Here is a 17145-nt window from a genome sequence, read left to right as displayed (position 1 = left end):
CAATAAATTCAATTTAAATCTTAACCAGGAGACGACTATGTCCAGCAATTCTTTACTGTTTCGCCGCGTGCGTACCTTGATGTTCGCGCTGACCGCACTTCCGCTGGTAAGCCATGCAGCGGTGGAAACCATCGCCCCGGGCAAGCTGACCTACGGCACGGCGGCGACGTTTATGCCTTTTGAGTTCGTGAAAGAGGGCAAGCTCACCGGCTTCGATATCGACCTGATTAACGCGCTAAGCAAAGAGATCCAGCTGACGCCTGCGCCGATGCCGATGGAGTTCAAAGGGCTTATCCCAGCGCTGCAGGGGAAACGTCTCGATATCATCAACTCCGCCATGTACGTCAACCCGACCCGTGCCGCGCAGGTCGACTTTGTGCCATATCTGAAAATCGGCAGCCGCGTGGTGGTGAGCAAAGGTAACCCGGCAAAAATCACCGGACGCGACCTGAGCCTCTGCGGCAAAAACATCGCCGTGACGCTCGGCGGGATCGAAGAGAGCCAGGCCCGGGCAGATAACCAGCGCTGCCTGGACGCCAAAAAACCGGCTATTAACGTCATGACCTTCCCCGCCGCCACCGACTCCGCCGTCGCCGTCGCCCAGAGCCGCGCCGATGCCGAGTTCCTCTCCACGCCGGGGACCGTCGCCCTGTTAACCGAAAAAGCGGGCATGTTTGCCGCGGTTGGCGACGAATTCGAAGCGGATACCCATATCGCGTTTGCCGTGCGTAAAGGCGACACCGAAACCCGGGCCCTGCTGGAGAAAGGTCTCCAGGGTCTCGTCAAAAATGGCACCTATAAGCAATTGATTGAGAAATGGAACTTCCCTGACTCCGTTGCCCTTTTCTAAGCCGTTTTGCCATTAACCGGAGAAAGCTATGTCGATCGAACTAATGTGGCAGTACTTCCTCTCACCCGAGTTTGTTCAGGGTGCGTGGATGACGCTACTGATTACCCTCTGCTCACTGTTGTGTGGCGTGGTGCTGGGCCTGGTGTTGGCGCTGTTGCAGGAAGCGCCGTTTCGCGCCGGGAGAGGGCTGGCCTTTTTCTACCTGTGGCTGTTTCGCGGGACGCCAGTGCTGTTCCAGATAATCTTTGTCTACAACGTGCTGCCAGGCTTCGGCTTACGCTTCTCCGCGTTTACCTGTGCAGTGCTGGCGCTTTCGCTTAATGAAGGCGCCTACATGGCGGAAATTCTGCGCTCTGGCCTGCAGGCCGTAAAAAGCGGCCAGCGCACCGCCGGCATGGCGCTCGGGATGACCCACGGGCAGATCATGCGAAAAATCGTGCTGCCTCAGGCCGCACGCATCGTTCTGCCGCCGATGGGTAACCAGATGATCAGCATGCTGAAATCGAGCGCGCTGGTGTCGGTTATCGCCGTTCAGGAGCTGCTGCTGGTCGCCAACCAGACCGCCAGTGCCAGCTTCCGCTACTTCGAAGCGCTTTGCGCCGCCGGTCTCTATTACCTGCTGCTCACCAGCCTGTTCATGATCTTCCAGTCGTGGCTTGAAAGCGTACTGGATCCCAAACAGCGGCGCAGCAAGAGCCAGAAGCGACTGACCCGCCTGTTTAAATTACCGAAAATCGCCCGGGAGGAACCATGAGCGAGAAACCGCTGCTGGAGATGATCGGCATTGATAAGACTTTTGGTCGCCAGACCGTGCTCAAAAACTGCTCACTTGAGGTGCAGCGCGGGGAAACCGTGGTGCTGATTGGGCCATCGGGCTCGGGAAAATCCACCCTGCTACGCTGCGTCAACATGCTCTCACCTGCCGACAGCGGCGACGTCTTTTTCGCCAGCCAGCACATCAGCCGGGGCGAAGTGCCGGTGCACAAACTGCGTCAGCGTATTGGCATGGTGTTCCAGAACTACGAGCTGTTCTCGCACCTGACGGCGGCGGAAAACATCATGCTGGCCCCAATGACGGTGCTGGGGATGAACCGCATTGATGCCCGCACGCTGGCGGACAACCTGCTGGCGAAGGTGCGCATCAACGAACGCGCGGACCACTTTCCGGACGAGCTCTCCGGCGGCCAGCAGCAGCGCGTGGCGATTGCCCGTGCCCTGGCGATGAAGCCCGAGCTGATGCTCTACGACGAACCCACCTCAGCTCTCGACCCGGAGATGATCCGCGAAGTGCTGGAAGTGATGGCAGAGCTCAGCGCGGAAGGGATGACCAGCATGGTGGTGACCCACGAGATGGGCTTCGCCCGGCGGGCCGCCAACAACATTCTTTTTATGGAAGACGGCGAAATTATCGATCGCGCCAGCACCGGTGATTTCTTCGCCGGCCACGTCAGCGAGCGCGCGCAGCGCTTCCTGACGCAAATATTACATTAATCACGGAGTTCCTATGTCCAGTTACCAGGTTGACAGCGCACGAATGAAAAAGGATTTAGCGACGCTGGTTGCCATCAATACGGAAAATCCGCCGGGCCATGAGCGTGAAGCCGCCGAATGTCTGGAAGGCTGGCTGCTGACTGCCGGGTTCGATCTCTCCTTTAGCGAATATGCGCCGGGGCGGACCAACGTTATCGCCGTCCTGCACAATGGACCGGGGCCGTGCTTCGCCTTCAATACCCATATTGACACCGTTCCGGCGGGCAGCGGCTGGGCCAGCGATCCCTTCACCCTCAGCGAACGCGATGGCCGCCTGTACGGGCGCGGATCCTGCGATGCCAAAGGCCCGCTGGTGGCGATGGTTGAAGCCCTGCGTCTGCTGGCCGCCAACCGTCAGCGCTGGTCCGGCACCTTGATGGGCGTGTTCACCGCCGATGAAGAGGTCGCCAGCGAAGGGGCGAAATTCTACGTACGCGACACTCCGCCGGCGATTGATTTCGCGGTGATTGGCGAGCCGACATCGAATGCGACCTTCTCGGCTCACAAAGGCAGCTTGCGTCCTCGCGTGCGGGTAAAAGGCGTCACCGCGCACTCCGGCACGCCGGAGCTGGGGGTTAACGCCATTTACCAGTCCGCGCGCCTTTTAGGGCTGATCGAAGAGGCCCACCACCAGCAGGTGCGTTGCCGCTGCCACGATCTGGTCGGCAATGCCAGCCTGACGGTGACCCGCATCCACGGCGGCCATGCGGACAACGTGGTGCCAGACAGCTGCGAGCTGCTGCTCGATCGCCGCATGGTACCGGGGGAAGACGAAGAGGTTGTCAAAGCTGAACTGCAACAGCTGCTCGACCACGCGTACGCGCAGGCAAACGTGGAAGCGGAAATTATCGCCTGGCAGCCCACCACCGGCGGCGCGACGCAAACCGCCAGTAGCGAAGCCATTGTCGAGCAAAGCCTTGCCGCCTGCCGCCGTCACGGACAGAGCGAACCCGGCCCGTTTGGTTTTCAGGGCGGCTGCGACCTGGTGCATTTCCGTTCGCTGGGCGCAAAGGGCGTGGTGATTGGCCCCGGCTCGCTGTCCGTGGCCCACAAGCCCGATGAATTCGTCCCCGTCGATGAATTTATCGCCGCGGCAGATATCTATCTCGATATTGCGCTCGCCATGCTGCCGCCGGCGTCCGATTTATGAAAGCGCAGCTCTTTCGGGGAGACCTGCATTACGCCGGCGTGACGCTGCATACCGCCGCCTCCGGCCCGGTGACGGCGCTCGACACCCTCTGGTTGCGCCTGGAGGACCGTGGCGTGACGGGGATTGGCGAAGTGCGTCTCAACATTCGCTACCTGCACGGCTACCGCGAAGAGCAGGTGCTGGACAACCTGCTTCAGCGCCTCAACGGTTGGGACTGGCGCCAGGAGCCCGCGGCGCAACTTGCCGCGCTGCACGAGGAGGACCGCACGCTGCTGCCGCCGTCGCGCATGGCGCTGGATATGGCGTTGCACGATTTGATGGCGCGTCAGAACGGGGTCAGCGTCGCCGCCTGGCTGGGGGCGCCAGCTGGCCTGCCCGCCTGGCACACCAATCAGACGCTGTTCTGGGGCAGCGAAGCAGAGATGCTGGCGCAGGCGCAGCGCTATGTCGATCGCGGTTTTACCCAGCTGAAGTTACGCACGGGGATAGCGGATTTCGCCACCGACCTGGCCCGCCTGCAAAAGCTGAGGCTGCGGTTTGGTCAGCAGATTTCGCTGGCGATTGACGTGAACGGCCAGTGGTCGCTGGCGCAGGCCCACGCGGCGTTCCCTTATCTACGCGAGCTGAATCTCAGCTATATCGAACAGCCGTTAAGCCCGGCAAACGATAGCCAGCTTGCTGAACTGTACGGCTACGGCATCCCGATCATGCTCGACGAAAGCCTCAACAGCGAAGCGGCCATCACCCGGCTTATCGCCGCCAAAGGTGCGCTGTGGGGGCATCTCAAGCTGGTGAAATTGGGGGGGCTTGCTCCGACGCTTGCCGCCGCCGGCCGTCTGCGACTCGCCGACGTGCCGTTCATGATTGGCCAGATGAATGAAGGCCATGCCGCCACCGCCGCCGCGCTCCAGCTGTGCCGCGTGGTGCAACCGGCATTCGCCGAACTGTATGGCGCCGATGGATTAACCGACGATCCCGTCAGCGGGCTGGAATACCGCAATGGCATGGTCGCCGTTAACGACTCTCCCGGTCTGGGCGTGCAGTTCGATGCCGCGCGGGCCAACTTACTCCAGGAGTTTAATGATGCAAGATGTTAACAATGTGATTCAGGGCAGCGAGTCCGCCTTTCGCGCCGACGAATATGCGCAGCGCATTCAGCGTACCCGCGAACGCTTAAGCCGCGCGGGCGTGGACGTGATGATCGTGACCGGCCCGGAAAACATTTTCTGGCTTACCGGTCAGCAAACGCCGGGCTATTACACCTTTCAGGCGCTGCTGCTGCCGGTAGAAGGGGATCCGGTCTTTGTGATTCGCCAGCTCGAATACTTTAACTTTATCGCCAACACCTTTATTTCAGACGCCGCCATCTACCAGGATGGCGATAACCCGGTGGATTTTCTGGTGGGCATGCTGCAACAGCGCGGCTGGCTCAACAAACGCATTGGGCTGGACAAACGCGGCTGGTTCCTGCCGATTGCCGTCTATGAAGCCCTGCAGGCGAAGCTCGGCACCATCGCCGATACCGCGGGCGTCATCGAACCGCTGCGCGCGGTGAAATCGGCGGCGGAGGTGGAAAAAATCGCCCTCGCGGCGCGCTATGTGGATGCGGGCATGCGCGCCGGGATGGCGGCGATTGGCAGCGGCGCGGACGAAAACGCGCTGGTCTCCGCGATGATGGGGGCCGCTATTGCCGCCGGTTCCGAGTATGTCGGCATGGAACCGCTGGTTTCTACCGGCCCACGCAGCGGCGTGCCGCACGGCACCTGGCGACGTCGGGTGATGCAGGATAACGATCCAGTCTTTCTGGAGATGTCCGCCGCCCACGATCGCTACCACGCCGCGATGATGCGCTCCGCCTGGCTGGGCCGTCCGCCCGCTATCGCCATCGAAATGGAAAAAGTTTGTCAGGAAGCCCTGCAGGCCGCCCTCGACGCCATTCGTCCGGGCGCCACCTGCGAAGCACCGCACCTGGCCTGCCAGAAGGTGATCGACCGCGCGGGATTCACCGAAAACTTCAAAAAACGCACAGGTTACTCCATCGGTATCGCCTTCGCGCCGGACTGGGGCGAAGGCGGCATTCTCAGCCTGTACAGCGGCGTCACCACCGAGCTGCAGCCTGGCATGACCTTCCACATCCCGCCGGCCCTGCGTATCTACGGTCAATTCACCGTCGGCGTCAGCGAAACCGTGGTGGTGACTGAAACCGGATATCGCCAGCTGGGTTCCCTGGCTCGCCCATTAACGCTGCTGTAAGGAAAGAAAGATGAAAGATATCAACGAGTGCCGTGAACGTCTGCGCGGCATTTTCAACATCACCGTCACCCCGTTCACCGCCAGCGGCGCGATCGACTTCCCGGCGCTGCGTGAAAATATCGAACGCGTGATTGATCTGGGCTATGACGGCCTGCTGATTGGCGGCACCTACGGTGAGTTTCCGGTAATGACCGTCGAAGAACGCCGCGAGCTGTTTCATGAGGTGATGGGCTGCGTGGACGACCGCGTGGCGGTGATGCTGTGCAGCGCCAGTTCCGACCCGCGCGACGCCCGCGAGCTGACCCTGCTGGCAAGCGAGCTGGGCGGGCTGCCGATGGTCACCGCCCCCTTTGTCAGCGAAATCACTGACGAACAGATCGTCAGCTACTTCAATGAGATGGCGCCGTTATCCAAAACCGGCATTCTGGTGTACAACGCGCCGGGCATCGGCATCACCCTCTCCCCGGCGCTGCTGGAACGGCTGGCAGAGATCCCGAACGTGGTCGGCATCAAACAGGGCGATCTCAACCCAACCGCCATCGACCAGATTGCCAACCGCCTGCGCGGGCGGCTGCGTTTGTTCTGCGCCTCCGATCTGGCTTTCCTCGGGCCGATGATGGCCGGGTTTGACGGCATCAGCACGACCAACAGCGGCGCGCTGCCGGAGCTGATCGTCAATACCTTCCGCGCCGTGGAACGGGGCGACGCCGCCACCGCCCGCGATTTGCATCAGCTGTGGTACGCGTATCGGGCGCTGGCGCGCAAACACGGTCAGCCGCAGCTGGTGAAAGCGGCGATGGCGCTGCGCGGCTTTAACGGCGGCACCGTACGCGCACCGTTAAAACCGATCGGCGACGCGGCGCTGGCAGAGCTGACCCGCGTAATGCAGGAGCTTGCCAGCGACCCTCGCAGCGGGGTTACGCTGGCGCGTTAAGCGCCGCCTGTAGGAACGCGACGAACAGCGGATGGGGCGCATCCGGGCGGGACATCAGTTCCGGATGCCCCTGAACCCCGTGCCAGAACGGCAGCTCCGGCTGGGAAACGGCTTCCACGATACCGTCGCTTTGCGCGCTCACGCTGACCCCGCCGGGAGACAGCGCCGGCAATAACTCGGGGTTAAAGCAGTAGCGATGGTTATAGTGCATTTCGCGGATATCGCCGGGGATAAGCCCGGAGGAAAAAGGGAATACGCCGCAGCGATGACGGCCATCGGCAAAGGGAACAAAGCTGTGCAGGGCTTCATCGGGGGCGACTTCCGCGGGAATGGCCGATTCGAAACCCGGGCTACGGTGCACGGCTGCGGTCATCATGCTCTGCATTCCCAGGCACAGCCCCAGCGTTGGCTGCCCGCGGGCCAGGGTCTCTTCCGCCACGCGGATTTGTCCGTTGACCGCCGCCATCGAGGAACCGCCTGGCAGCACCACGCCCTGGAAGGCCTCAAGCTCGTGTAATCCCGTGGACAGGCTGACCGGCGCAAAGAAATGGACCTCCAGGTTCAGCCCTAGCGACGCCGCGGCATCGCCCAGCGAGCCGAACGTGGCGGGATAGACCAGACGGTGGTCCGCCTCGCGGCCAATCAGCGCGATGCGCAAGGACCCGCCGGCAGACGACGACACGCCGCTATCCCAGCGGCCGTAGCGGTCGGCGGTGAGATCTAACAGCGTGTGTTGCCCATCGCTGAGCGTCAGGCGGTGGCGGCTGTCGTCGCTGTAAAGCCGCTGGCCCGGCAGGTCGGCAATAAGCGGCGCCTGCGAGGACGCCAGCACAATGACGGCGTCTGATGACGGCAGGCGGGCGATATCGCGCACCTCTTCACGCAGCGTATCGCTGCGCCAGAGGCCGCTGGTCACGCAGTACCCTGCACGAATGACGTGCTGGTGGCTATCGGGAACATCCCCGGCGAAGTCGGGGCGAAGGCTCCAGAGGGGCAACCCAAGACGATTGGCCCACAGGCTGGCGGTGATACCGTAGCGGGCGGGCGCGGAGCTGTTATCGAGAATAAAGATCGGTGACACGGCGAGTTTCCTGCTGATGTTGGGTACCTAATTGTATTAATTGAATCATTAGATACAAAAGAGGATTTATGAATAACAGTCAAATCGCCCGTCGTATGCAATCCGTACGGCCTTCTCCGACCGCGGCCATTTCTGACCAGGTACGGGTACTGGAAGCCGCAGGCAAGCAGGTTATCAACCTGGGCGAAGGGGAACTGGATTTTGCTACCCCACCCCATATTAGCTATGCGGGCATTGAAGCTATCGTGCATCACCAGACTAAGTATACCGCCGTTTCCGGCACCGCAGCGCTCAAGGCGGCCATTGCCGCCAAGTTCGCTCGCGACAATCAGCTGCGCTACCGTCCGGAAGAGATCATCGCCGGGAGCGGCGCCAAACAGCTTATTTTCAACGCCTTTCTGGCAACCCTGGACGCCGGGCAGCAGGTGATTATTCCCGCGCCCTACTGGGTCTCTTACCCGGATATGGTCTCTCTGACCGACGGCGAACCGGTGATTGTGCCCTGCGATGAACAACACGGCTGGAAGCTGACGCCAGAACAACTGGCCGCCGCCCTCACCCCGTCAACGCGCTGGTTGATCCTCAATTCGCCGGGTAACCCGACCGGGGCGATTTACAGCGAGCGGGAGCTGCGCGCGCTGGCAGACGTGCTGGCGGACTACCCGCAGGTGCTGGTGATGGCCGACGACATTTATGAGCCGCTGCGTTACGACAATACCCCGTTCACCACGTTTGCTCAGGCCGCGCCGCAGCTGGTTTCGCGCACGCTGACGGTGAACGGCGTGTCCAAAAGCCACGCCATGACCGGCTGGCGTCTGGGCTATGCGGGCGGGCCGCAGTGGCTCATTGCCGCCATGCAGATCCTGCAATCACAAAGCACCTCCAACCCCAGCGCGATTTCGCAGGCTGCGGCGGTCGCGGCCCTTAACCATTCGGCGGACTTCTTAGACGGCTGGCTGCACACGCTGGATAAACGCCGTCAGCAGGTGCTGGGGATGATTGCCGCTACCGAGGGCCTGAGCGCTGGCATCCCCCAGGGCGCATTCTATGTGTTTGCCAACTGCCAGCGGCTCATTGGGCGAGTGACGCCCACCGGCGAAACTCTCCGCGACGACAGCGGACTGGCGAACTGGCTGTTAGAACACACTCAGGTGGCCGTGTTACACGGGTCCGCGTTCGGCATGCCGGGGTATTTACGTATTGCCTACGCGGTGGAAGATGGGCTGCTGACGCAGGCCTGTCAGCGGATTGCCGAAGCCTGCGCGCAGCTGCGTTAGGGCACGCAAACACCACAATGGCGCCCTTTAGAAAGAAAACCCCGCGCGATGTACTGGCCGGGGTTGTTGAATGCGGGCGCTCCGTTTTCTCAGCTCGCCAGCGCAGTAGCGCGGCAATCAGTTTGCGTTCACGCCCGGCCGCTGCGGCAAAAATTCCTCGCCCCTGCCCCCTCCGTCGGGGCGAAATTGCGAAATGCATCACAGTCCAGGAAATAACTTAACAGGTTAACCGGTTAAGTTGGGTTGAGAGGTTGATCGGACAATCGGGTACGGGTATCGTAAGCCTACGAAATAAAATAAATGTAAACAGAAACTGGCGAAACAATGAAAGCAACGGCACAGTCAACGAAATACCAGGTGATAAAGGCAGCACTGTTAGATGAAATAAGAAACGGCACTTTTAAACCCGGGGAAAAATTCTACAGTGAGTCGGAATTAAAAGAGCGTTACTCCGTCAGTTCTGCCACGGTTATTCGCGCTATTCACGAAATGGTGAATGAAGGCTACCTGATTCGCTATCAGGGTAAAGGCACTTTTGTTTCGAAAGCCAAACGTAATGAGAACATTATTTTCTCAGAATCAGATAACGATTTAAAAGGCATGCAGTCGGTTAAAGTTATCGCCTGTGAACTGGAAAACGATCCGTGTATTAAAGAAAAGCTCGGGTTAAATGATGATGAAAGATATTATCGTATTGCGCGCTTAAAGTTTGATAATAACAAACCTTATGCATTACAGATTTCGCATATTCCGGCCCGCTACTTCGCCAGTCAATTGACGATTAAAAATTCGGCACTCAGCTCTATTTATGAGGCTTTTAAGGTGAACAATGGTCTTGATATGTACACCATGCCCTATCGGCAGACCATCTGCGCCCTGACCGATGCTGCGCCAGAAGTCCTGCAGCACCTTGAGCTCACGGCTCACCAGCCCGTTATCATGATGAAACGCTACACCCACGACGAGCAAGGTCAGGTGATTGAATATATTGAGACCTGGAAACGGTTAGAATCATTTTATATTGAAATAAGAACGCCAGATAAGGGGGCAGGATGAACCAATTATTATTAATCTCTCATGGGGGTTTCGCCAGCGGTGCCAGACAGGCCACAGAATTAATACTCGGAGCGCAGCCAAACCTTCATGTAGTTGAACTGGATGGTGAGAAAGGGATAGCAGTATTTAAACAGGAACTTCTCGATAAAATCACCATCCTTAGCGCAGCAAAATCCAAAATTATTATCCTCTCTGATTTAAAAAGTGGTTCGCCGTATAACTCCGCAATGGAGATTATTGTCACTAACAACCTATGGAATAATATCACCCTGCTCTCTGGGATGAATTTAAACTTAATTCTGGAAATGGCCATGGCAATTGATGAAAGTCACTCGCCAGCCTCGCTGAATGAAATAATAACTACGGCGCGTGATGGTATTTACCATTTACAGCAGGCAGCGCTTGCCGCCCACACAGACGACGGAGACGAGTAAAAAATGGAGCACATTGCGGTCTGGCAGATAGCGTTACTGACGCTTTATTCAGGGCTGGCGATATACGACGGCAACAACACGACGCTTGGGTTAGTGAAACCGAGCATGGCGGGCTTTTTTGCCGGTCTCATTATGGGCGATATGACCACCGGGCTTATCGTCGGCGGCACTCTGAACCTGCTGGTACTGGGCGTGGGCAACTTCGGCGGCGCGTCGATCCCGGACTACATGACCGGTGCGGTGCTGGGTACCACTTTCGCGATCATCAGCGGCCAGGGCGCGGCGTTTGGCGCCACCATTGCGGTGCCGATTGGTCTCTTAATGGTACAGCTGGATATCCTCGCCCGCTTCAGCAACACCTTTATCCATCATAAGGCCGACAGGCTGATTGAAGAGGGTCAGGTGAAGGCGGCGGCCAGGATGAACCTGCTGGGCCAGGTGCCTATTTCGCTCTCGCGTATGCTGCCGGTGCTGTTGGCGCTGATCCTCGGGGCAACCTTTGTTAATGACGTCGTGACCTGGATCCCCGCGTCCATCATGAACGGTCTTAAAGTCGCCGGTGGCCTACTGCCTGCGCTGGGTATCTCCATCCTGCTGCGCTATTTACCGATTAAGAAGAACATCTCGTTTCTGATTCTGGGCTTTTTCCTGGCGGCCTATCTGAAAGTGCCGGTGCTGGGCGCCGCGCTACTGGGTCTGGCAATTGCGCTTTACGTCTTCAACTCAGAAAAACAGGTAACGCAAACTACCGAATCCCCGGCAAATGGAGCAATGGGCGATGAATAAAGTACTAAAACGCGTGTTCTGGCGCTGGTTCCTGTTCGGTCAGTCTGGCTGGAACTACGAAAAAATGCAGGGTCTGGGCTATCTGTACAGCATCTATCCGTTCCTTGAGAAAAAGTACGCAAAACCCGAAGAGCAGAAGGACGCGGCGAAGGTACACAGCCAGTTCTTTAACACCAACAATACCATGGCGCCGGGGATCCTCGGGGTGAACATCGCCCTGGAAGAGCAGACCGGGCTTGCGGGCAAAGATGCGGTTGCCGGGATCAAAACCGGTCTGATGGGGCCGCTGGCGGGCATCGGAGATACGCTGTTCTTTGTTATTCCGACCACCATTATCGGTTCTGTCGCTTCGTACCTCGCGCTGCAGGGCAACCCGGTGGGGCTTGTTCTCTGGCTACTGTTCGCCCTGGTTCGCATGCTGTTTATGCGCTTTAGCATCAGCAAAGGGTATCAGGAAGGGGTCAACCTGCTGGGGTCTTTGACCAATAGCCTCAACAAAATCACCCGCGCAGCCAATATTCTCGGGCTGACGGTTATCGGGGCGCTTATCCCCTCGGTGGTGAAGGCGAATCTTAATTTCGAATTCAGCTACGGCGAAGTGTCGCTCAAGCTGCAGAGCATTGCCGACCAGATTATGCCCGGGCTTATTCCGCTGCTGGTTGTGGGGTTCACCTGGTGGCTGCTGGGGCTCAAAAAGATGAACTCGACTCGGGTCATTTTTGTCCTGATTGCTTTAGGTATTATCGGCTACAACCTGAATATTTTCGGTTAAGTAACACATTGATTTAAGGAATTTATCATGAAAGGTATTGTGCATATTCGTGTCGATGACCGGCTGATCCACGGCCAGGTGGCCACCCGCTGGGTAAGCCACTTCAACGCCAACCGTATTATGGTGATTGACGACGCCGTAGCTGCAAACGATGTAGAGAAAATGCTGCTGCGCAGTGCAGCCCCGGAAGGCTGCAACACCTCTATTCTCTCTTTTGAGAAAGCCAGCGCCAATATCCTCGCCGGCAACTACGACGGTCAGCGCGTACTGATCCTGCTGAAGACCCCGGAGCTGGCGCTGAAGCTGATGAACGCCGGAATTGCCCTCCCCCAGCTCAATATCGGCAATATGTCCAACAAAGACGATCGCCGCCAGATCAAACGCTCGGTCAGCGTCAACGATGCTGAGATCGCGGCCATCAACGCGCTGCTGGAAAAAGGCGTGGCGGTGACGGCGCAGATGACGCCGGAAGAGCCGAACGCCTGTATCACCACGTTTTTAAAAGCCGACAAGGGATAAGGGATGTCACCACATCAGCAGCAGTATTATCAGCATGTTTTAGCGACGCTGAATCAGGTGTTTCTTACTCAGAGCGCTGAAGTTGAGCAGGCGGCGGCGCTGTTTGCCGAGTGCGTCAAAGCCAACGGCATTATTCACGGCTTTGGCTCCGGCCACTCGTTTGCCGCGGCGGTTGAGCTGGCCGGTCGTGCGGGCGGCCTGGTCAATACCAAAGCCATTGACCAGTTCTATGGGCCAACCGGCTGGTTTGATTCGCTGAAAGGGATTGGCGACATCTTCTCCGGGCTGCTCGATCTGCGCGAGTCAGACTGCTTTGTGATTATCTCCAACTCCGGCACTAAACCGCTGCACGTTGAGCTGGCACGCAAGGTCAAAGAGAGGGGGCTGAAGCTGGTGGTTATCACCCGCTACGCCGGTGAGTCGACGCCAACGAGCGAGAGCATTCGCGACTATGCCGATGTCATTCTCGATAACGGCTGCCCGTCCGGTGACTGCACGCTAAGTATGGACAACGGCAACATCATGACCGGTCCGGTGTCCTCGCTGTCTGCGGCCTTCATCATCAATAACGTGGTGATCCGCTGCATCGAGATGCTGCTGGAACAAGGTATCGCGCCGCCGGTGATGCGCAGCATCAATCTGCCCGGCGGTAAAGAATACAACGACATGCTGATGAGTCAGTACAAAGAGCGCGTATTCACGCTGTAGGGAAAAATCATGAAAGAGAGTCTGTCGAATCGCCTCACACCGCTGCCCTTTCCTGCCCTCACGCCCGACGCCTGTCGGGATGAGCTGACGGCGTGCGCGCGACGCATCGCGCGTAACATGGGTCTGTACGGCGAGAAATTCCCCTCAGCCTGCACGATCCATAATCGCTACGTTCTGAAAGAGAATAACGACTGGACCAACGGATTCTGGACCGGGATGCAGGCAATGGCCTGGGAGTTCAGCGGCGATCGCGCCTACCTGGACGGCGTTGAACGCAACGTGGCGAGTTTTAAAGCCCGCCTGGCGGCGCACCACGTCCTCGATCACCACGATATCGGCTTCCTTTATAGCCTGTCGGCAGTCGCGTACTGGAAACTGACGGAGCGCGAAGCGCTAACCCCGCTTATTCTGGCGGCGGCCGATCTGCTGGTAAACCGTTTTCACCCCAGCGCCGGTTTTATCCAGGCCTGGGGGACGCTTAACGACCCGCAGGAGTACCGGCTTATTATCGATTCATTGATTAACCTTCCCCTGCTCCACGTGGCGGCAAAGATCAGCGGTGAATCACGTTATCGGGAAGTGGCTGAACGCCACTATGCGGCGGTCATCAACAACATTTTTCGCGAAGACGGCTCCACTTTCCATACCTTCTATTTTGACCAGACAAGCGGTGCGCCTTCGCACGGGAAAACCTTTCAGGGCTACAGCGATAACTCCTGCTGGGCCCGCGGCCAGGCGTGGGCCATTCTCGGCATCCCGCTTCACTGGTCGGCTACCGGCGAAACCGACCACTACGAACGGTGGCAGCAGGCCTGCGAGTATTTCTTCCGCTACCTGCCGGAGGACGGCGTTCCCGCCTGGGATCTGCTGCTGGCTGCAGATCCGGACGCCCCGAAAGACAGCTCCGCGCTGGCGATTGCGGTCTGCGGCCTGCTGGAAGCGCATAAGCACTTTCCGGATGCCGGTTACCAGAAACTGGCGCGTCAATGTCTGCTGGCATTAACGCGCGGCGCGTCTGCCCGCGATGATGATGTCTGCGAAGGCTTACTTAAACATGGTGTTTACGCCTATGCCCTCGGTAAAGGCATCGATGAATGTAATCTCTGGGGAGATTACTTCTATATGGAAGCGTTATACCGAGTCTACCAACCACAATGGTCAGGATACTGGTTATGACAATGATTCAGAGCTATTTAGATATCGTCCAGAAAAAACTTAACGACATTACTCAACAGCAAAGCCATAAAATTACTTCCACCGCCGTGGAACTGGCAAAAATCATTAACCAGGGAGGTGTAATTTATATTTTCGGCTGCGGCCACTCACATATTTTCGCTGAAGATGTATTTTATCGTGCCGGAGGAATCGCCCCGGTTCGGCCAATATTTATCGAACCTTTAATGTTACATCAGGGGGCGGCGGCTTCATCATATTATGAAAAACAGAATGACTATATTGCTGAGCATCTGGAGAGATTCTCGATCACCAGTAAAGATGCGCTGATTGTTATCTCAACTTCCGGGATTAACCCCGCTCCGGTCGATGCAGCACTCTGGGCAAAACAGCACGGGGCATTTACCCTGGCGCTGACCAGCTTTCTGTATGCCGAGACCCAGCCGTCGAAGCACAAGGCTGGCCTTAAGCTGCGGGACTGCGTGGATGTCGCCATTGATAACCAGGTGCCAATCGGTGATGCGGTGCTTTCCCTTACGGAGCATGCAACGCCGTTCGCGCCGGTTTCCTCAATGACCGGGCTGTTTATTATGCACACCCTGTTCGCGGAAATCATAGCGAACCTGGGGAGTGAAAATAAATCTCTGCCGGTATTTTTGAGCGGTAACATTGCGAATTCCGTACAACATAATGAATATCTCCTCGAAAAATATGGTGCGCAAATCCCGGAGCTCATAAATAACACGAGTTTTAAATAAGCAGTACATCCCCTCGCCCTATAATACATGGTTTTATAAGGTATATAATAATGACAAGTCATAGACTCAGAGTTTCTCTGTGTACACCGCTGTTTCTTTTTATTGCCGCAGATGCCTTTGCGGAAGAAGAAACGGATTATGAAGCGCCTTCTCAGTTTGAGAAAGCGTTTTATGATGAAGGAAAATTAAATCTCAATACCTCACTATATATTCGTCATCGTGCTGTAAAAGACCCCGCGACCGGTAAATACGGACTGGGTCCAGCCGGGATCCAGAACCAGACCGGTAACGTGGCAATTAGCTATATTTCAGGCTATTACCAGGGCGTTATTGGCTTTGATTTCTGGGGCAACGCCAACATTAAGCTCGGGCATACCGTCGGTCAGTCGGAGATCCTTTACTACGACTACGATTGCGGCGAGCCGGGCAAGTTCAGCCCGTGCGAGAAGTCCTACATGAGCGTGTCGGTTGCCGCACTCAAGCTCAACCTTGGCGATGCAGGCACCAACTTCAAGCTGGCCGCGGGCTATACCCCCATTAACTCCGGTACCGTAAAAAGCAGCTGGGGCCTCAACCCTCACGCTTTTCGCGGGTTTGACAGTGCCCTGACCCTCGACAAACTGAGGCTGACCTACGCCTGGGCCGACCGCTTCAAGAACGACTGGAGCCGTGATTTTAAACCGATGACTACGGCCTGGCACCAGAACAACGCCGCCGGACTCGATGACAACGGCAAAACCATTAAAGCCGGTGCAATCATCGATTACATTCACACGGTGGGCGCAGTCTATAACTTTGGCAATACCGTGCTTGACGTGGGCTATGGCGAAGGTAAAGGCTACCGTCGCAACTGGCAGGCACAGGTAGAGCGTCACGATACGTTGACAAAGGATGTCTCCCTGCAGAGTAAGCTCTTCTACCAGGGTGCGCGCTACATTGAAGATCTGTCGAAAATTAAAGATCCTGCAACGGAATATTATGTGGGGGTTGGTTTTAACCTGAGCCACGACAACACCGTGTGGTCCCTTGGCTATAGTCAGAACTACGCCCCGAACACCGGAGATTACAACTTCCGCTTAACCCCGTGGGCGAACTCCGATAAGCGTGATTATCAGCCGACGCTGTCGCAGCTGGAAGACTTTAACGTTTCCGGCGCCCGCGCGGTTCGTTTTGGCGTGAGTTATAACTTTGCCGATCTTAATCTACCGGAGTTAACCCTGGGCGGTGCCGGAACCTACGGCTGGCACGTGGTTAGCGATGTCAGTAAAACTGGTTCGGCGAGAAAGTACGACGGGAACATGGTGTCGTTCGATCTTTCCGCTCGCTATCAGGTGGCGGACGGCATGGCGAAAGGCCTCTCCTTTACCCTGCTCCCGGCGCTCTTCCGGGCGACAGACAGCAACTATAAAACCGATCGTAACGACGTGAAGTTTATTGTCGGCTACAGCATCAATATCTTCTGAGCCCGCCCCCCTCAACTGCGCATGAGGGGGGACTTTGCGAAGGGAACCGCACCTGTCAGCTTCAAACGGCCAGAGCGGGTTACTCAACCGAATGGCATACTGAATAGCGGCACATAAGAAAAAACCCCGAGCGATTAAATAGCTCGGGGTTTGTATGACAGGCTTGCACGATGTTGAAGAAAGCAAAAGAACCATCAGGACTAGCCGTAGATAGATAAGTGACATTAAAATAACACTCGGAGATAGTTCGAACTGTTTTGGGCCTGCTACCTTGTCATACTAAACATTTCTCTGTAGATAATTCTGGCTTACTCCCTCACCATTTTCATATATTCATAAAATATGATAACCATCACATTCATGATCAGGGTGCCAATTTTTGATATAGCTGGCTTTTACTT

Annotated in this window: 18 protein-coding genes; 17 read left to right on the top strand and 1 reads right to left on the bottom strand. The window is 57.2% G+C overall.

Features of this window, described 5'->3' with window-relative positions; translation table 11 throughout:
* The first annotated feature begins 37 nt into the window (after positions 1 to 37).
* The 7 genes from ACESQ2_RS04890 to ACESQ2_RS04860 are packed head-to-tail and all read left to right on the top strand — an operon-like array spanning position 38 to position 6717.
* A complete protein-coding gene (locus ACESQ2_RS04890) occupies positions 38 to 850 on the top strand; it encodes an ABC transporter substrate-binding protein (RefSeq protein ID WP_046877461.1) in 813 nt (270 codons plus the stop codon).
* Between the two features lie 28 nt (positions 851 to 878).
* Entirely contained in the window at positions 879 to 1604 is a 726-nt protein-coding gene (locus tag ACESQ2_RS04885; protein WP_025106181.1) for an amino acid ABC transporter permease, read from the top strand.
* A complete protein-coding gene (locus ACESQ2_RS04880) occupies positions 1601 to 2341 on the top strand; it encodes an amino acid ABC transporter ATP-binding protein (protein ID WP_004849580.1) in 741 nt (246 codons plus the stop codon). The genes ACESQ2_RS04885 and ACESQ2_RS04880 overlap by 4 nt, the downstream gene beginning before the upstream one ends.
* 13 nt (positions 2342 to 2354) lie before the next feature.
* Positions 2355 to 3530 carry a M20 family metallopeptidase gene (locus ACESQ2_RS04875; protein ID WP_046877462.1) on the top strand — a complete coding sequence of 392 codons (1176 nt, stop codon included), beginning with the start codon at positions 2355 to 2357 and terminating at the stop codon, positions 3528 to 3530.
* Positions 3527 to 4627 (top strand): mandelate racemase/muconate lactonizing enzyme family protein, encoded by a 1101-nt coding sequence (locus ACESQ2_RS04870; RefSeq protein ID WP_038424279.1) that lies wholly within the window; start codon positions 3527 to 3529, stop codon positions 4625 to 4627. The genes ACESQ2_RS04875 and ACESQ2_RS04870 overlap by 4 nt, the downstream gene beginning before the upstream one ends.
* Entirely contained in the window at positions 4614 to 5783 is a 1170-nt protein-coding gene (locus ACESQ2_RS04865; protein ID WP_014228693.1) for a Xaa-Pro peptidase family protein, read from the top strand. The genes ACESQ2_RS04870 and ACESQ2_RS04865 overlap by 14 nt, the downstream gene beginning before the upstream one ends.
* A 10-nt stretch (positions 5784 to 5793) precedes the next feature.
* Positions 5794 to 6717 carry a dihydrodipicolinate synthase family protein gene (locus ACESQ2_RS04860; protein ID WP_025106177.1) on the top strand — a complete coding sequence of 308 codons (924 nt, stop codon included), beginning with the start codon at positions 5794 to 5796 and terminating at the stop codon, positions 6715 to 6717.
* Here the strand turns inward: ACESQ2_RS04860 and ACESQ2_RS04855 are convergent.
* Positions 6701 to 7798, bottom strand: a complete 1098-nt coding sequence (locus tag ACESQ2_RS04855; RefSeq protein ID WP_046877463.1) for a gamma-glutamyl-gamma-aminobutyrate hydrolase family protein — start codon at positions 7796 to 7798, stop codon at positions 6701 to 6703. The two genes, ACESQ2_RS04860 and ACESQ2_RS04855, sit on opposite strands and share 17 nt — an antisense overlap.
* A gap of 68 nt (positions 7799 to 7866) precedes the next feature.
* On the opposite strand from ACESQ2_RS04855, the gene ACESQ2_RS04850 reads away from it, so the two are divergent.
* The 10 genes from ACESQ2_RS04850 to ACESQ2_RS04805 all read left to right on the top strand — a co-directional run bounded on the left by ACESQ2_RS04850 (position 7867) and on the right by ACESQ2_RS04805 (position 16744).
* The gene (locus tag ACESQ2_RS04850) at positions 7867 to 9075 is read left to right on the top strand and encodes a pyridoxal phosphate-dependent aminotransferase (protein WP_046877464.1); all 1209 of its coding nucleotides are present in this window, start codon (positions 7867 to 7869) and stop codon (positions 9073 to 9075) included.
* A 324-nt stretch (positions 9076 to 9399) separates the two neighbouring features.
* On the top strand, positions 9400 to 10131 hold the full coding sequence (locus ACESQ2_RS04845; RefSeq protein ID WP_014837997.1) for a GntR family transcriptional regulator: 732 nt from the start codon (positions 9400 to 9402) through the stop codon (positions 10129 to 10131).
* Positions 10128 to 10565, top strand: coding sequence for a PTS sugar transporter subunit IIA (locus ACESQ2_RS04840; RefSeq protein WP_014228688.1), 438 nt, complete (start codon positions 10128 to 10130; stop codon positions 10563 to 10565). Before ACESQ2_RS04845 ends, ACESQ2_RS04840 begins: the two co-directional genes overlap by 4 nt.
* Positions 10566 to 10568: 3 nt before the next feature.
* Entirely contained in the window at positions 10569 to 11351 is a 783-nt protein-coding gene (locus ACESQ2_RS04835; RefSeq protein ID WP_014228687.1) for a PTS sugar transporter subunit IIC, read from the top strand.
* Positions 11344 to 12123 carry a PTS system mannose/fructose/sorbose family transporter subunit IID gene (locus ACESQ2_RS04830; RefSeq protein ID WP_373170190.1) on the top strand — a complete coding sequence of 260 codons (780 nt, stop codon included), beginning with the start codon at positions 11344 to 11346 and terminating at the stop codon, positions 12121 to 12123. Before ACESQ2_RS04835 ends, ACESQ2_RS04830 begins: the two co-directional genes overlap by 8 nt.
* A gap of 27 nt (positions 12124 to 12150) precedes the next feature.
* The gene (locus ACESQ2_RS04825) at positions 12151 to 12642 is read left to right on the top strand and encodes a PTS sugar transporter subunit IIB (RefSeq protein ID WP_014837995.1); all 492 of its coding nucleotides are present in this window, start codon (positions 12151 to 12153) and stop codon (positions 12640 to 12642) included.
* A 3-nt stretch (positions 12643 to 12645) separates the two neighbouring features.
* Complete coding sequence (locus ACESQ2_RS04820; RefSeq protein ID WP_024359662.1) at positions 12646 to 13350, top strand: sugar isomerase domain-containing protein; 705 nt, start codon at positions 12646 to 12648, stop codon at positions 13348 to 13350.
* A 9-nt stretch (positions 13351 to 13359) separates the two neighbouring features.
* Entirely contained in the window at positions 13360 to 14526 is a 1167-nt protein-coding gene (locus ACESQ2_RS04815; protein WP_221842321.1) for a glycoside hydrolase family 88 protein, read from the top strand.
* On the top strand, positions 14523 to 15281 hold the full coding sequence (locus tag ACESQ2_RS04810) for an SIS domain-containing protein (protein WP_049104718.1): 759 nt from the start codon (positions 14523 to 14525) through the stop codon (positions 15279 to 15281). The genes ACESQ2_RS04815 and ACESQ2_RS04810 overlap by 4 nt, the downstream gene beginning before the upstream one ends.
* A 50-nt stretch (positions 15282 to 15331) precedes the next feature.
* The gene (locus tag ACESQ2_RS04805; protein WP_046877466.1) at positions 15332 to 16744 is read left to right on the top strand and encodes an OprD family outer membrane porin; all 1413 of its coding nucleotides are present in this window, start codon (positions 15332 to 15334) and stop codon (positions 16742 to 16744) included.
* Positions 16745 to 17145 lie beyond the last annotated feature (401 nt).

This window comes from Klebsiella sp. Q11 (assembly GCF_964241505.1).
GTDB classification, from domain to species: domain Bacteria; phylum Pseudomonadota; class Gammaproteobacteria; order Enterobacterales; family Enterobacteriaceae; genus Klebsiella; species Klebsiella michiganensis.
This window is presented reverse-complemented; position numbering and strand designations above follow the sequence as displayed.

Bases quoted from the DNA above. Each gene is read 5' to 3' on its own strand.
- ACESQ2_RS04860 (WP_025106177.1), top strand. From the start codon at position 5,794: ATGAAAGATATCAACGAGTGCCGTGAACGTCTGCGCGGCATTTTCAAC.
- ACESQ2_RS04870 (WP_038424279.1), top strand. From the start codon at position 3,527: ATGAAAGCGCAGCTCTTTCGGGGAGACCTGCATTACGCCGGCGTGACG.
- ACESQ2_RS04805 (WP_046877466.1), top strand. From the start codon at position 15,332: ATGACAAGTCATAGACTCAGAGTTTCTCTGTGTACACCGCTGTTTCTT.
- ACESQ2_RS04850 (WP_046877464.1), top strand. From the start codon at position 7,867: ATGAATAACAGTCAAATCGCCCGTCGTATGCAATCCGTACGGCCTTCT.
- ACESQ2_RS04820 (WP_024359662.1), top strand. From the start codon at position 12,646: ATGTCACCACATCAGCAGCAGTATTATCAGCATGTTTTAGCGACGCTG.
- ACESQ2_RS04845 (WP_014837997.1), top strand. From the start codon at position 9,400: ATGAAAGCAACGGCACAGTCAACGAAATACCAGGTGATAAAGGCAGCA.
- ACESQ2_RS04875 (WP_046877462.1), top strand. From the start codon at position 2,355: ATGTCCAGTTACCAGGTTGACAGCGCACGAATGAAAAAGGATTTAGCG.
- ACESQ2_RS04815 (WP_221842321.1), top strand. From the start codon at position 13,360: ATGAAAGAGAGTCTGTCGAATCGCCTCACACCGCTGCCCTTTCCTGCC.
- ACESQ2_RS04810 (WP_049104718.1), top strand. From the start codon at position 14,523: ATGACAATGATTCAGAGCTATTTAGATATCGTCCAGAAAAAACTTAAC.
- ACESQ2_RS04890 (WP_046877461.1), top strand. From the start codon at position 38: ATGTCCAGCAATTCTTTACTGTTTCGCCGCGTGCGTACCTTGATGTTC.
- ACESQ2_RS04880 (WP_004849580.1), top strand. From the start codon at position 1,601: ATGAGCGAGAAACCGCTGCTGGAGATGATCGGCATTGATAAGACTTTT.
- ACESQ2_RS04825 (WP_014837995.1), top strand. From the start codon at position 12,151: ATGAAAGGTATTGTGCATATTCGTGTCGATGACCGGCTGATCCACGGC.
- ACESQ2_RS04830 (WP_373170190.1), top strand. From the start codon at position 11,344: ATGAATAAAGTACTAAAACGCGTGTTCTGGCGCTGGTTCCTGTTCGGT.
- ACESQ2_RS04840 (WP_014228688.1), top strand. From the start codon at position 10,128: ATGAACCAATTATTATTAATCTCTCATGGGGGTTTCGCCAGCGGTGCC.
- ACESQ2_RS04865 (WP_014228693.1), top strand. From the start codon at position 4,614: ATGCAAGATGTTAACAATGTGATTCAGGGCAGCGAGTCCGCCTTTCGC.
- ACESQ2_RS04835 (WP_014228687.1), top strand. From the start codon at position 10,569: ATGGAGCACATTGCGGTCTGGCAGATAGCGTTACTGACGCTTTATTCA.
- ACESQ2_RS04885 (WP_025106181.1), top strand. From the start codon at position 879: ATGTCGATCGAACTAATGTGGCAGTACTTCCTCTCACCCGAGTTTGTT.